Source organism: Frisingicoccus sp. (genome assembly GCA_016298055.1).
Lineage (GTDB): Bacteria > Bacillota > Clostridia > Lachnospirales > Lachnospiraceae > Frisingicoccus.
The window spans coordinates 1-15519 of the sequence record JAEDDO010000040.1 but is presented as its reverse complement, the minus strand read 5'-3'; the positions used below and the strand labels follow the sequence as shown (position 1 = coordinate 15519).

13 protein-coding genes are annotated in these 15519 nt (G+C 42.4%); 2 read left to right on the top strand and 11 right to left on the bottom strand.

Features of this window, described 5'->3' with window-relative positions; all coding sequences use genetic code 11:
• Positions 1-111 precede the first annotated feature (111 nt).
• Positions 112-1773, bottom strand: a complete 1662-nt coding sequence (locus tag QZZ35_RS05160) for a DAK2 domain-containing protein (protein ID WP_291236430.1) — start codon at positions 1771-1773, stop codon at positions 112-114.
• Between the two features lie 19 nt (positions 1774-1792).
• The gene (locus tag QZZ35_RS05155) at positions 1793-2149 is read right to left on the bottom strand and encodes an Asp23/Gls24 family envelope stress response protein (RefSeq protein ID WP_291236429.1); all 357 of its coding nucleotides are present in this window, start codon (positions 2147-2149) and stop codon (positions 1793-1795) included.
• A 238-nt stretch (positions 2150-2387) separates the two neighbouring features.
• Here QZZ35_RS05155 and rpmB point away from each other — a divergent pair, with 238 nt between their 5' ends.
• Entirely contained in the window at positions 2388-2573 is a 186-nt protein-coding gene (rpmB, locus tag QZZ35_RS05150) for a 50S ribosomal protein L28 (RefSeq protein ID WP_291233670.1), read from the top strand.
• 155 nt (positions 2574-2728) lie between these two features.
• On the opposite strand, the gene QZZ35_RS05145 is transcribed toward rpmB, so the two are convergent.
• The 7 genes from QZZ35_RS05145 to QZZ35_RS05115 all read right to left on the bottom strand — a co-directional run bounded on the left by QZZ35_RS05145 (position 2729) and on the right by QZZ35_RS05115 (position 7179).
• On the bottom strand, positions 2729-3910 hold the full coding sequence (locus tag QZZ35_RS05145) for an FHA domain-containing protein (protein ID WP_291236428.1): 1182 nt from the start codon (positions 3908-3910) through the stop codon (positions 2729-2731).
• A gap of 52 nt (positions 3911-3962) precedes the next feature.
• On the bottom strand, positions 3963-4103 hold the full coding sequence (locus tag QZZ35_RS05140; protein WP_291233668.1) for a hypothetical protein: 141 nt from the start codon (positions 4101-4103) through the stop codon (positions 3963-3965).
• A gap of 58 nt (positions 4104-4161) precedes the next feature.
• Positions 4162-4560: a GerW family sporulation protein gene (locus QZZ35_RS05135; RefSeq protein ID WP_291233667.1), complete on the bottom strand. Its 399-nt coding sequence runs from the start codon at positions 4558-4560 to the stop codon at positions 4162-4164.
• Positions 4551-5552 (bottom strand): DUF2953 domain-containing protein, encoded by a 1002-nt coding sequence (locus QZZ35_RS05130; RefSeq protein WP_291236427.1) that lies wholly within the window; start codon positions 5550-5552, stop codon positions 4551-4553. Before QZZ35_RS05130 ends, QZZ35_RS05135 begins: the two co-directional genes overlap by 10 nt.
• 10 nt (positions 5553-5562) lie before the next feature.
• Positions 5563-5874 (bottom strand): hypothetical protein, encoded by a 312-nt coding sequence (locus tag QZZ35_RS05125; RefSeq protein ID WP_291236426.1) that lies wholly within the window; start codon positions 5872-5874, stop codon positions 5563-5565.
• Positions 5875-5887: 13 nt separating this feature from the next.
• Positions 5888-6700 (bottom strand): hypothetical protein, encoded by an 813-nt coding sequence (locus QZZ35_RS05120; protein WP_291236425.1) that lies wholly within the window; start codon positions 6698-6700, stop codon positions 5888-5890.
• Positions 6701-6828: 128 nt separating this feature from the next.
• Positions 6829-7179, bottom strand: a complete 351-nt coding sequence (locus QZZ35_RS05115; protein ID WP_291236424.1) for a LysM peptidoglycan-binding domain-containing protein — start codon at positions 7177-7179, stop codon at positions 6829-6831.
• Between the two features lie 149 nt (positions 7180-7328).
• Here QZZ35_RS05115 and QZZ35_RS05110 point away from each other — a divergent pair, with 149 nt between their 5' ends.
• Positions 7329-11564 (top strand): 2-hydroxyacyl-CoA dehydratase, encoded by a 4236-nt coding sequence (locus QZZ35_RS05110; protein WP_291236423.1) that lies wholly within the window; start codon positions 7329-7331, stop codon positions 11562-11564.
• A 143-nt stretch (positions 11565-11707) separates the two neighbouring features.
• On the opposite strand, the gene QZZ35_RS05105 is transcribed toward QZZ35_RS05110, so the two are convergent.
• Positions 11708-14836, bottom strand: coding sequence for a type I restriction endonuclease subunit R (locus QZZ35_RS05105; RefSeq protein WP_291236422.1), 3129 nt, complete (start codon positions 14834-14836; stop codon positions 11708-11710).
• A 20-nt stretch (positions 14837-14856) separates the two neighbouring features.
• Positions 14857-15519 (bottom strand): restriction endonuclease subunit S (locus tag QZZ35_RS05100; protein ID WP_291236421.1); only part of this gene is annotated, 663 nt, incomplete at its 5' end.

Sequence of the window (15519 nt, the reverse complement as noted above, 5' to 3'; positions counted from 1 at the left end):
TCGCCGACGCCTTTCAGACATCGGACAGAATCTGTCATCTGCATAATCTACCCCCATAAAAAGGGGATGCTCAAAAAGCATCCCCTCAAATCACATTTTAAAATGATGTCCTTACTCAACAGAAAGAACATAATAGTAGATCGGCTGCCCGCCGTTCTGAAGTTCCACATCCACATCCGGATATTTTTCTTTAACCTGTTCTGCCAGTTCTTCTGCATCCTCCTGAGCAGTATCGGAACCGTAATAAATACTGATCAACTCAGAATCTTCATCCACCAGTGTATCAATAAGTTCCATCGTTGCCTCTGAAATATCCTTTGCTACAGAAAGGATACCCGCATCACCGATACCCATAATATCACCTTCGGATATAATTTTGTCATCGATCATCGTATCACGCACAGCATAGGTCACTTCACCGGATTTTACCCGGGCAATTTCTTCCATCATATGATCCATGTTTGTCTGGACGGATTCACCGTCAATATAGTTGACAACCGCTGTGATTCCCTGAGGAACAGTCTTCGTCGGAACAATAACCAGTTCTTTTCCTTCCGCAAGAATCTTCGCCTGCTCAGCAGCAAGGATTATATTACCGTTGTTTGGCAGCACATAGATCGTATCGGCATTCACATGATCAACCGCTTTTAAAATATCTTCTGTACTTGGATTCATCGTCTGACCGCCCTCGATCACATAATCCACACCAAGTCCTTTAAAGATTTCATTCATACCTTCTCCGATGGAAACGGCAATAAAACCAACCGGTTTTCTCGGTGCCTCATAGACTTCCTTCTGTTTTGCAGCCTGACGCTCTGCATCCTTGATAACTTTCTCCTGGTGTTCCTCACGCATATTATCAATCTTCATACTTGTCAGGGAGCCATATGTCAGACCTTTCTGAATGGCAAGTCCCGGATCATTCGTATGTACGTGAACTTTAACGATATCCTCATCATTCACGCACACGATGCTGTCACCGATGGAAGAAAGATATTCTTTAAATTCATTCTCTGTATTCTGATCGTAAGGCTTCTCCAGCATAACGATAAATTCTGTACAATATCCGAACTTAATATCCGCTGTATCAATATCTTCATTATTAGATACGTTCACTTTGGATGACGGTTTGAAAGTTTCAGATAAATCCAGTTCTTTTCCAAGAAGACCGTCAAAAGCACCTTTCAGCACTTCCATAAGTCCCTGTCCGCCCGAGTCAACAACGCCGGCCTGTTTCAGTACAGGAAGCATCTCCGGTGTCTGGCTGAGAACATAATCTCCATATTCCAGAATCTTTTCAATGCCTTCAACAAGATCTTCTGTCTCACCGAATACCTCAAGTGCCTTCACCGACATGCCCTTCGCAACTGTGAGGATTGTTCCCTCCTTCGGCTTCATAACTGCTTTATAAGCTGTCTCAGAAGCCCGCTCCAGCGCAGATGCCAGAACAGAAGCATCGATCACATCAACTTCTTTGATCTCCTTTGAAAATCCTCTGAAAAGCTGAGAAAGAATAACGCCTGAGTTACCTCTGGCACCTCTTAACGCTCCCTGTGAAATTGCTTTTGCAAGACTTTCCATCGTTGGATTCTCGATCGCCTGTACTTCTCTTGCAGCAGACATAATCGTCATTGTCATATTCGTTCCTGTATCACCATCCGGAACAGGAAATACGTTTAACTCGTTGATCCATTCTTTTTTAGAGTCTAATCTCTGTGCTCCTGACAGGAACATCTTTTTGAGCATGTTCGCATCAATTGTATTAATAACCACCGCTGGTTCCTCCTTAATGTCAATCAATTACCCGGACACCTTCAACGAAGATGTCGATCCGGCCAACTTCCATTCCTGTAAACTGCTCGACTTTGTATTTTACATTATTCATCAAGTTATCAGCAACGGTTGCTATACTCACGCCATAAGCAATAATTACATGAAAACGGATATTGATCTGATTGTCTTCAATAGTGACTTCCACACCTTTCGTAAGGCTTTCTCTCTTAAGAAGTCTGGTAAGACCGTCTTTTACACTGATCATTCCCATGCCAACAATACCAAAACATTCAATCGCTGTCAAGCCAGCATATTTAGAAATAACATCAAGATCAATGGCAACACTGCCGCCTTCTTTATTCAAGTGTCCTTTCATAGCGAGAACCTCCAATTCTATATTGATGGTACCGGAACCCGAATTTTTTGCCCCGGATACCCTAGTCATACATACATTATAACCGCTTTCCCTAAAAAAGAAAATATATATTTTCCACTTTACAAAAAAATATGTCATTATTTATAAATCTATACTTGCATTTAGCGAAATAATCTGATAGAATTGATTTGTTGTAAACCTGTAGGGTCAAAATCATCTTTTAAGGAGGTGGCAGGCAATGGCAAAATGTGCAATTTGTGAAAAAGCAGCTCACTTTGGTATCAAAGTGTCTCATTCACATAGAAGAAGCAATAAAATGTGGAAATCTAACATTAAGAAAGTTAAAGTAAACGATAACGGAACACCAAAGAAACTTTATGTATGTACTTCCTGTTTACGTTCCGGTTTAGTTGAAAGAGCTTAACCCGAGGTTGGCTCTGAACGATCACCTTAATTTTAGAAATCATAAGGCAGCATTTATGCTGCCTTTTTTCTTTATTGTATATGTGCAGGAAAGTTCGAAAAACTTTACTAATGTAAAAAAGACAGCTTTTGCAGGCTGTCTTTTCGTTTCTATCCTTAATTTTTAAAGATCAATTCTTCATTTCCCAGCAGAATCCGATCTCCTGCTTTCAACTCTTTCTCCTGATCATCCATCACAAGAATACCGTTTACAAATGTATGGTTTGTAGATTCATGGTCTCTGATCCAGTATTTTCCATCTCTGTAACAAAGAACCGCATGAACTCTGCTGACAGCCGGATTGCCGGAGATACAGATATCATTGCCTGCAGACTTTCCAATATACATCTCTCTTGGCTCAACCATGTAGATCTCCTGACTGGATCTGCGCAGCAGGCAGGCCTTTGCGTCATCATCCATCGGATCTTCAACTTCGATCGGTGCCGGTTTGGCAACAGGAATTTCAGGTATATCCACCGGTGCCGGTTCTTCTGTGTGATCGCCAAAAGCAAGCGAAATCTCTTCTTTCAAGACATCCACACTTTCAGCAGCAGGGATACTTTCCAGTGTCGCCTTGATATCACCAAACCCATCCAGATCATCTTTCACTGCTTTTGTATCTGAAGAAACAGCTTCAAAAGTTTTTTGTATATCATCCTGCAGATTTACAGACTGAGGGACAGCAACTTCCTTCTCAGGCATAACCGTTTTTGTCTCCGGAACGTCGATTGGCGCTGACGAAATATTCGAAACCTTCTCCTGAGATTCGAGGAAAGCATAAAACTTTCTGTAATCCAGGCTCCTGTTGCTGCTTATATAACGAATCACATTGCCAAGCCATGTCATATCCGCATCCTGTGCATAAAGCATGTTAACAAGCATCTCTTTAAGGAACAGGCGAAGAGGTCTTGCCGGAAGTACCCCTTCTTTTACAGGAACATACACACAGGATATCTGACGATTCGCCTCATCGTAAAATACACTGTTGATTCCAAGAAGCACATGATCCGGATTCAGATCATGTTTTTCGACAACCATAAACACTTCTGTCAATGATTTCAGGAGACTGAGTGCTTCTTCCTTGTTAAATTCCTGAGCTAAAAGTTGTTTTAATGTTATTCTGTTCTCAAACGAATAAAACAGAGTAAAAGCCTTATCATTCTCAAATTCCGTTCTCAAAAAGAACGGACTGTCCACATCCAGATACTTTTTAAATTCTTTCTTATCAATCTCACTGATTGGATCGACAACGATAAGTGCTTCGTTGTCTTCGTTAAAATTAATTTTTGATACACTCATGTTTTCACCTTGTCTTATGTTCGTATTTCGGCCCATTTGCCGATCAACCAAATTATTTACAACAGAAAAAATTATAACTCAAGATCAGACAGAAGAGAATGAGACAGATACTTAAAACAGCTGAATGAATAAACATCATGATCGTCATACCAACCGCAATCCAGAACATGGCAAAACCTATAATGCGTTTCATAAGCATCTCTCCCGGATTTCTGTTCTCTATATCTTATGCTTCCGGTCTGAAATCTGTGTTATTTATCTTCTACAATCTCACTGACTTTTTCAGCCACTTTTTCATCTTCCATCGGATCGCCCTTTGTAAAACGGTCCATTATATCCGGAACCATATCGATCAGCTTCATAAACGGAGACTGATGACTCTCCACCGGAATCACTTTAACGACATCCCCCCGGATAACAAGAACGGCGCACGGATCCATGTCACAGCCGATACCGCCTCCGGCACTGTCTTTTTTCTTTGCATCAGAAGCCATCGAACCGGCTCCCATTCCAAAATGAACATCCACTAACGGGATGATGATCGTGTCATTGACTGTAATCGGTTCGCCCACAACGGTTTTTGTTGAAAGAACGGTATTCATTCCGTCAAAAAGTGACTGAATTGATGTACTGAATGTGTTTACTGCCATAAGGTCTCCTCCTTACCTTTCCTGATATGATTTACACAGGCGATCAGCTTTCTTATATTTTTATTCATGATGGCACGAAGCCCCCAGTAAACAAAGATATAAAGCTGCAGGCTGCCCTTCACACGCAAGTCGCCTTTAAAAACAGCCTTCTCAAAATCCGGACAAAGTACAATGGCGTTACCATACAAGCCGTAAAGCATACTTGCATATCCCAGTACCTTTCCTGTATCGGACGGTTTTCCAAGTCCAAATAAAATATTGCCGGAAATCTTTCCCGGACGTATCTTTTTTAAAATTGAAATCAATGCTTTCTTTCCGAAAGCAAGACTATTCTGAACAAAATCTGCATTCCACAGTTTCTCTGCCATGTTCTTCTTCTTCGACAACTTCTCCCATTTTTTCCGGACATTGTCGATTGATTTTTCTGCCCGCACAAAAACTTTCTGAATTTTTTCACCCAGGCTTTCCCTGGATTCCGGTGCCGATGTCTGTGAATCGAATTTTTGTTTTTTTTGAGAAGGTTTCTTTTGAACTGTCGGAACATCCTGCCTGTCATCCTTCTCTTTTTTTTCCGAAGGCGGAGGCTCGATCCGCGTTACAGACGGAGCATCATCTGCAATGACATCACTTTCCTTCTCCGCCTTCTCATCTATACCTATGTCTATGGTCTCATCGCCAACCGGAGGCAAAACCGGATCCGGTATAGCCTCAGCCTCCTCCGGACTGTCCCTTTTCTCCGTATCAAAAAGACGAAACCATAGAAAATTCACCCTGGCCCGAAGCTTTTTCTCCTTAAATCCGCCCTGGACCTTCAGTGCCCCGAAAAGCCAGGACACCTTACCTTCTGCCTCCGGATCATCATCATATTTTCCCGAAAGCTCATAACAAACAGGTACAAACAGAACGATAAGCATCAGCGCGAGAAGCAATCCGATAATTCCGAGAAGAATATATCCAACGATTTTTAAAATTAACAGAATGATATGTAACACACCAACACCTCTATACTGTAATACCAAGATAACCGCGAACATCAAATCCGCCGGTATGAAGATATACATCTTCAATGATCGACCGGACAACTTCGAAAGCCTCTGTCTTGTCTGACGCAACACCAACAATATACACATTGTCTGTCTGTATATTCCCGGTTCTGAGAAAACGACTTTCATAAATATCGAGAAGATTACCCTTATAATCTGAAAGGGCTATGCAATAATAACCCTTCATCTTTTTCCCGAAAGAAATTTGAAAACGAACCCAGCGTTCCTGTTTAATGGATTCTCCCAAATATAATTTTTTGTGCCATTTCATATAATCACCCAAATCACTTTACATGCTCATGCGTAAACAGATGGTCCTGACAATATTCGTAATTTCCATTACATCTCGAACAGAAACGGAATTCAAGCGTATCATCATCTTCATCCGTACGACCGCAGATCGCACACTTATGATGAGCGGCAGAACGGGCAGCCTTCTTCACCGCTTTATTATAATTCATCCGCCGATGCATCTGCTTTGGTGAAATACGCTTTCTGCGAACAATCGATGAAAAATACAAAATAAAGTTCAGAAGCGAAATCAGAATTGCCACACGTGTTCCAAAACCGCCGGTAACAAAACTGTAACCGTACGCCAGTATGGAAAGATATCCCATCCACTTCATCTTGATCGGGATGATAAACATCAGAAGCACTTCCATATCCGGATATTCAAAAGCAAATGCCAGAAAAAGGGATGCATTGATAAAAGTGGTATCCAGATAATAAACTCTGCCTGTGATCAGGTAAACAACAATAGCCGCCAGAACGGTTCCGAGAACGCCTGAAAAATAGTAAACATTAAAGCGAAAACTTCCCCATGTCCGTTCAAGTATATTGCCGATCATATAATAAAAGTACAAAGTGATGATAAAAAACAACAGATTCGTCGACGGCGACTGAAGCAAAAATGTGAAAATACGCCATATCTGCCCTTTCAGGATCATACTTGCATCAAGCATAAAATAAGCTTCATAGACGCCGGGCGCAAATAGCCGTAAAAACATTCCCGCGCCGTAAAGGACAATAATATAACGCATTAAATTCGGTATGGCATATCTGCCAAACTTTCTTTCAAGCTTATCCAATAAAGACATAATTCAACCTCTCTGCTAATATTAAAGGGGCTGCCGCACAAAAGCCGCCCCCTTCTTGCATTTATCTCATCTACCTAATATCCTCATTATAGTAAAAGCCCGGTTCTTTGTCAACCGGATTCACTCTGTTACATCCCCTGTCCGGGGATGTAAATAACCTCATTTTCCTCCAACATAAGCGGTGACATTTGAGGATTTGCGTTGCGAAGTGTGTCGTAATCCAGCTTAAAATGATCTAAAACCCAGTCCAGCGTATCTCCCTTTTTAACAATATAGGGCATGTTTTTGACCGGTATACATAGTTTATCACCAATTTTAAGGTTATAAACATCCACATTCGGATTTTTTTCCATCAGCTCAGAAAGGGATATCCCGTAAAATCGTGATATTTTGTACAGACTATCCCTCTCTTTAATTTCATGGAACATCCCATCACATCTGTCATAATCATTATCCTGACGACGCAGAAAATAATTCATAAGCACACCTGTTTTTTTATTTATGGTATGCCCTTCTGTGCAAGAGTGTGCTTATCCCGTTCAAAGACAGTATTGAGTTTTTGGCCGATTTGTACTATAATATTTTCGTTAAAAAACTAATATCTGGAAAACTCCATAGGAGGAATAACATGAATCATACATATAGATTAGGCATTGACGTAGGATCGACTACAGTTAAGATTGCCTGTCTGAACGAAGAAAATCAGGTGATCTTCTCGGATTATGAACGTCATTTTGCCAATATCCGCGAAACTCTGCTGGATCTGATCACAAAAGCCCGCAAGGCTCTCGGCAATATCAGTGTTCACGGAATGATCACCGGTTCCGGCGGTATGTCTATCGCCAAACCTTTAAATATTCCATTTGTACAGGAAGTTATTTCTGTATCTACCGCTCTCCAGTTTTTTGAACCAAAAACAGATGTGGCCATTGAACTTGGTGGAGAAGATGCAAAGATCATTTATTTTTCACAAGGCAATATTGAACAGCGTATGAATGGTATCTGTGCCGGTGGTACAGGTTCTTTTATTGACCAGATGGCTTCTCTGCTCCAGACAGATGCCTCCGGCCTGAATGAATATGCCAAAGATTATAAGTCTGTTTACCCGATCGCGGCACGCTGCGGTGTTTTTGCAAAATCCGATATTCAGCCTCTGATCAACGAAGGTGCAACGAAATCCGATTTATCCGCTTCTATTTTTCAGGCCGTTGTCAATCAGACGATCAGCGGTCTTGCCTGCGGTAAACCGATTCGCGGTCATGTGGCATTTTTAGGCGGTCCGCTTCACTTTTTATCTGAACTCAAAGAAGCTTTTATCCGAACACTCCATCTGACAGGTGAATATATTATCGCACCGGAGAACTCTCATCTGTTTGCGGCTATGGGTGCCGCCATGAATGACTGCTGTACAGAAAGCCAGAGTCTTGATGCTATGATTGAGCTGCTCTCTTCCGATATTAAGATTGAAGTTGAATCGAAGCGTATGGAGCCGCTTTTTAAAGATCAGGCAGATTATGATGCATTTACAGAACGCCACAATAAGCATACGGTAAAAAAAGGAAGCCTTTCGGATTATGAAGGTGACTGTTTCCTCGGTATTGATGCGGGCTCAACAACAACAAAAGTTGCCATTGTAGGTGAGGACGGAACACTCCTCTATTCTTTCTACAGCAGCAACAACGGAAGTCCTTTAAATACAACAATCCGTGCGATCAAAGAAATCAAAGAACTTCTTCCGGACAGTGCGCGAATTGTACGCTCCTGCTCTACCGGATACGGCGAAGCCCTTTTAAAATCCGCATTTATGCTGGATGAAGGTGAAGTTGAGACAGTTGCCCACTACTATGCTGCCGCATTTTTTGAGCCGGAAGTAGACTGCATTCTGGATATCGGCGGTCAGGACATGAAATGTATTAAAATCAAGAATAACACCGTCGATAACGTGCTTTTAAATGAAGCATGCTCCTCAGGCTGCGGATCCTTTATCGAAACCTTTGCCAAATCTCTGAACTATGAGATTGCTGATTTTGCAAAGGTGGCACTTTTTGCAAAGAACCCGATTGATCTGGGCTCACGCTGTACCGTATTTATGAATTCCAACGTTAAGCAGGCCCAGAAAGAAGGGGCCGAAGTCGGCGACATTTCCGCCGGTCTTGCTTACTCCGTTATCAAAAACGCCCTTCTTAAAGTTATTAAACTGACAGATCCGAAGGATCTCGGCCGTAAAGTTGTTGTTCAGGGTGGTACTTTTTATAATGATGCTGTCCTTCGAAGCTTTGAGCGCATTGCTGAATGTGAAGCCGTTCGTCCGGATATTGCCGGAATTATGGGAGCCTTCGGTGCAGCTCTGATCGCCAGAGAACGTTACGACGGCACCGAGTCCACGATGCTTCCGCTGGATAAGATGATCAATCTTAAATATACAACTTCCATGGGACGCTGCAAAGGCTGTACAAACAGCTGTCACCTGACGATCAACCGTTTCAGCGGCGGACGTCAGTTTATCACAGGAAACCGCTGCGAAGTCGGCATCGGCAAAGCAAAATCGGACAACAATGTTCCGAACTTGTTTGAATATAAATATAACCGTATTTTCAATTATGAACCGTTGACGGAAGATAAAGCCCCTCGCGGCAAAGTCGGTATTCCAAGGGTTCTGAATATGTACGAAAATTATCCTTTCTGGTTTACCTTCTTTACAAAGTTGGGTTATCAGGTCGTACTTACACCTCAGTCCTCGGCAAATATCTATTCGCTCGGAATTGAATCTATCCCGAGTGAATCGGTCTGCTATCCGGCCAAACTGGTCCACGGACATATTATGTGGCTGATCAAAAATAAGATTGATTTTATTTTCTATCCGAGCATTCCATATGAGCGCGAAGAGGTAGAAGGTGCAAATAACCACTACAACTGCCCGATCGTCACTTCATATTCGGAAAATATTAAAAACAACGTGGAAGAACTGGCTTCAGAACATATCCGCTTCATGAATCCGTTCCTTTCATTAAATGATGAAGCCCACATTGAACAGCGTATGATTGAGGAATTCTGTCTGTCACAGAATATTTCTGAGGAAGAGATCCGTGCCGCTGTCAAAGCTGCCTGGGATGAACTGGCCGCAGCCCGCCAGGATATGAAAGATAAGGGCGAAGAAACGATCAAGTATCTCCGGGATCACCATATGAAGGGAATCGTACTTGCCGGCCGTCCATACCATATTGATAAGGAGATCAATCACGGCATACCGGAACTGATCACATCTTATGGCATTGCGGTACTGACAGAAGACAGTGTCTCCCATCTTGCTGAAGTCGAACGACCACTCATCGTTTCTGACCAGTGGATGTATCACTCCAGACTGTATAAAGCAGCCCAGTTTGTAAAAACTCAGGAAAATCTGGAATTAATCCAGCTCAACTCCTTCGGCTGCGGTCTGGATGCAGTGACAACGGATCAGGTTAAAGATATCCTGACCGGCTCCGGAAGGCTTTACACTTGTCTGAAGATCGATGAAGTCAGCAACCTGGGAGCAGCCCGTATCCGTATCCGCTCTCTGATTGCGGCGATCCGTCTCCGTGAACAGAAAAATATCCACGGTGATATTCGCTCCAGTGCTCATGACCGTATTATTTTCACAAAAGAGATGGCAAAAGATTATACAATCCTCGCCCCGAATATGTCACCGATCCATTTTGACATTTTAATTGAAGCACTCCGGCATAACGGGCTGAATGTGGAACTTCTTCCGGACTGCACAAAAGAGACGATTGATATCGGTTTAAAATATGTAAATAATGATGCCTGCTACCCTTCCATTTGTGTTGTCGGACAGATCATGCAGGCATTGCTCTCGGGAAAGCATGATTTAAATAAGGTCGCTGTTGCTATCACTCAGACCGGAGGCGGCTGCCGTGCTACCAATTATATCGGCTTTATCCGCCGCGCCCTTGAAAATGCGGGAATGCATCAGATTCCTGTCATTTCCATCAATGCAGGCGGCTTAGAGACCAATCCGGGACTCAAATTCACACCAAAGCTTATTATCGGTGCTATGCAGGCTCTCGTTTACGGCGATGTATTTATGCGTGTACTGTACAGAATGCGTCCATATGAACTTTATCCGGGTTCTGCCGACCGTCTCCATGAATACTGGAAAAAGATATGCATTGATTCGATCACAGGCAAGAATCGAAACAGCTTTAAGAAAAATATTCAAGGAATTATCCGCGATTTCGACCAGCTTCCGATCGATGAGACTTTGAAAAAACCGCGCGTTGGTATTGTCGGCGAAATTCTTGTTAAATTCTCACCATCCGCCAACAATTATCTTGTTGATCTGCTTGAACAGGAAGGCGCAGAAGCCGTCATGCCGGATCTGCTGGACTTCTTCCTCTACAGTGCCTATAACAATAACTTCAAACACGAAAAACTCGGAAAGAGCAAAAAAAGTGCTGTTATGGGAAATATGGTTATTCAGGCCCTTGAAACAATTCGAAAAACAGCACGTAAAGAATTCGAGAAGAGCCGCCACTTCCAGCCTCAGGCACATATTCAGGATCTGGCAAAATATGCCGAACCGATTGTATCTATCGGCAATCAGACCGGTGAAGGCTGGTTCTTAACAGGTGAGATGATCGAACTCATCCATCAGGGTGCCGGCAACATCGTATGTACCCAGCCATTTGGATGCCTTCCAAACCACATCGTAGGTAAAGGTGTCATAAAAGAACTCAGAAATACATATCCGGGCTCCAACATTGTCGCTATCGACTACGATCCGGGCGCAAGCGAAGTTAACCAGGTCAATCGAATTAAACTCATGCTTGCAACAGCAAACAAAAATCTCCAGGATGGCCTTTGACCAATGGACCAATGGGGACGGAGTTTGTGGCTTGGCAAAAACAGGAATGAATAGATAAGGGGTAGGTGTAATCCACGAGGATTGCACCTGCCCCTGTTTAAATTCATCTAGGTTTTCGAAGCCACAAACTCCGTCCCCATTGGTCATTCTTCGGCTACCATCTGATAGGTCGGCTCGATTTCATACATAACTGACTGCTCTTGCTCCTCAGCTTTGAACTCCACAATGCCAAGTCCAAAGTACTTTTCAAAAAACACTTTCAGTTTTTCAATGACGCCTTGCTTCTTTTTTGCTCTGCCTCCACCGCCGAATCGTGATACCGGTGGCATAAGCTTGTCAATCTCTGTTCCTGTCGTTTTCAATGTTCCGTCACGAAAAGCATTTGAAATAAATTTACTGGTTTCTTCCGGTTTAAGCTTTTCGGTCATAATGATTTCAGTCAAATCCTGTTTTTCCTGTTCCAGAACAAATCTACGCCAATCGGTAGTAACCTGTGTATCAACATTAACATGGCTTATGAAGGCTTCAATGAGTTCTTTCTTACTGCGGAGCTGAATGCTTGCATCAACCGATTTCCGGATAGAAGCAAGAATTTCTTTGTCCTCACAGTTGCCATCATGATACTTCTCAACCAACATCAATATGTAGTCAATATTGATTTCCACTTGCTTGATAAGTTCGATTTCAAATTCAATATCGTCTGTAATATCTTCTTTTTCGGCATTGCCTTTTCTACGGTACTTATCGTAGAGGTCAAGATAGATACTCTGATAATTCTGCAAATCTCTTGCGACGATACTGTCCATTTCTGTAAACTGGTCAAAGGACGAAAGAATGTTTCTCATACTGAGGATCTCACCGAACAGTCTGATAAAATCTTTCTCTGCCTGTTCTCCGACAATCTGACTATCAAGAGGATATTTCGTTTCCAACTTTTCAAGCAAATCAATATAGCCGGGGTGATACCTGCCATCGTTGTCCTCATAGCCGTTCCAGTAATCATTGAAGCTCTTTAGAAGCACAATACCACTTGCGTTCTTATCTCCAAAGAGGGCAATTGCATCGTCCGTAGCTTTCTGTAAATTACGGAAGCAAATAATATTGCCGTAGGTCTTAACAGAATTCAGAATACGATTTGTTCTGGAATAAGCTTGAATCAGTCCATGCATTTTCAGATTTTTGTCCACCCATAAGGTGTTGAGCGTTGTTGCATCAAAACCTGTAAGAAACATATTCACAACAATCAGCAAATCCACTTCACGATTCTTCACTCGCATAGACAAATCTTTATAGTAGTTCTGGAACCTATCAGAAGAAGTGTTAAAATTGGTGTTAAATGCAGCATTGTAATCTCCAATTGCACTTTCAAGGAAGTCACGGGAAGTCTGGTCAAGAGCATCGGTGTCAAAGCCTTCTTCATGAAGAACATCCTCGGGGTCATCCTCATTTGCAGCATAACTGAAAATCGTAGCAATCGTAAACTGACGGTGACTCTCCCCAATCTGTCTCCGGAATTCCTTGTAATACTTCATAGCCATCGGAATAGAGCTGACAGCGAACATGGCGTTGAATCCTGCCATGCGTTTACCTTTCAAGGAATAAAAGCTGTTTCTTTTGGTTTTTTGGTCAAAATGTTCCAGAGTATATTTGACGATTTCTCGAATACGCTCTGGTGCCCCCATTGCCTTTTCAATATCAATGGCAGATACATTCTTGTCCTTTATGTCCTCTTTTTCCTTGACTGTGTTCACATAGTCAATGCGGAAAGGAAGAACATTACCGTCATTGATCGCATCCACGATGGTATATGTGTGGAGCTGGTCTCCAAAGGTCTGTGGTGTGGTCAGCATTTTCATGTGCTTTCCTTTTCCTGCATTGGCGGCGAAAATCGGTGTGCCGGTAAAGCCGAACAAATGATATTTCTTGAATGCTTTTACAATCTTGGCGTGCATATCCCCAAACTGGCTGCGGTGGCACTCGTCAAAAATGATAACACAATGCTTGTTGAACACCTCATGTCCTTTGTTCCTGGTCACGAAGTTATCCAGCTTCTGAATGGTCGTGATAATAATTTTATATTGATGATAACCGCCTTTTTCATCCCTGTCCTCAAGCTGTCTCTGCAATATTTTTGTAGAAGCATTGCTGTTGGCAGAGCCTTTTTCAAAGCGATCATATTCTTTCATAGTCTGATAATCAAGGTCCTTTCTATCGACTACAAACAGAACTTTGTCCACATAAGGAAGTGCAGATGCAAGCTGTGCGGTTTTAAAAGAGGTCAAAGTTTTTCCGCTTCCTGTTGTATGCCAGATATATCCTCCGGCATCAATCGTTCCCATTTTCTTATAGTTCGTAGAAACCTCGATGCGGTTCAGAATACGCTCAGTCGCTGCAATCTGATAAGGTCGCATGACCATCAGAATTTCTTCTGTTGTAAAAACACAATACTTGGTCAGCACATTCAAAATAGTATGCTTGGCAAGGAATGTTTTCGTGAAATCAATAAGGTCTGCAATCACCTTATTATTACCGTCTGCCCAGAAAGAAGTAAACTCAAAACTGTTGCTTGTTTTCTTCGACTTCTGTTTTGCGGATTCGCCCATTTCCTTGATGTGGCTGTTTCTGGTGGTGTTGGAATAATACTTGGTGTGCGTTCCGTTGGAAATAATGAAAATCTGCACATACTCATACAAGCCGCTTGACGCCCAAAAGCTGTCACGCTGATAGCGTTTGATCTGGTTAAAGGCTTCACGGATTGCAACACCACGGCGTTTCAGTTCCACATGGACAAGTGGCAAACCGTTAACAAGAATGGTCACATCATAGCGTGTGCCATGGTTGCCCTCGGTTTCCTCATACTGATTGATAACCTGCAAATAGTTGTTATGAATGTTCTTTTTGTCTATGAGCTGAATATTCTTGGAAGTTCCATCATCCCTGCGAAGTACCTTTACATGGTCAGTCTGAATGGTGCGACTTTTTTCGACAATGCCCTCGTTGGCGTTGGCAAGGGTTTCCGTGAAGAAACGCTTCCACTCGCTGTCGGTAAAGGTATAATCGTTCAAAAGTGTGAGCTGCCGTCTGAGGTTGGCAATCAGACTATTTTCGTCATGGATGGTAAGGTACTCATATCCCTGTTCGGTCAGCAGACGGATAAATTCCTTTTCAAGAGCCGCTTCGCTCTGAAAACTGTCAGAGCGTGAGCTTTCCGGCGTGTATTCAGCGACAACGGTACTCTCATTGGTTGCGGCAATGATATTGTATATGCTCATGCGGCATCCTCCTTTGTTGTTTATTGCTTTTTGAAGGTCAGCAGTTTATCTCGGTAATATTCGTATTGATTTTTTCGTGCTTCAATCTCTGCGGGTAAGCCAAAAGAAATATTATTGCAGAGAACATCAAAGCGATTGAGAATGGAAACAATGCGCCTTTGTTCCTCTATGGATGGAACATGAATCTTCGCCTTGCTTATATTATCGTTGTAAAGCCTTGCAATAGTTCCGCCAGTCGCTATATTCCATGGCTGTAATTGATAATAATAATAGAGGTAGCTGTTCAACACAATACTTTCATCATTGTCAATCCAAACAATATTGGAATCTTGGAAGTATGCAGGTTTTCCGTCAAATGCAACCGTTCTTCCAATTGTTCCTGCCGCAGAAATAAGAATATCTCCCTTTTTCGGATAAGGGTATATCGCCTTATATTCCTCGAATTTTTCCTTTGTTATATAGGCATCAGGCTCTTTTCCAAATGTACCAATTTTGAAGAATGGGATATCTCCATCAGCACTTGTTTCAGATTTCATAATACGTTTGCACATAGAAATTTTACCTACAAATCCAAGTTCAAGGGTAATCGCACCAAAAACATATTGACAAAGCAGAATCAATCCATTAAACTTGTCTGTCTGTCTGTCTGTCTGTCTGTCTGTCTGTCTGTCTGTCTGTCTGTC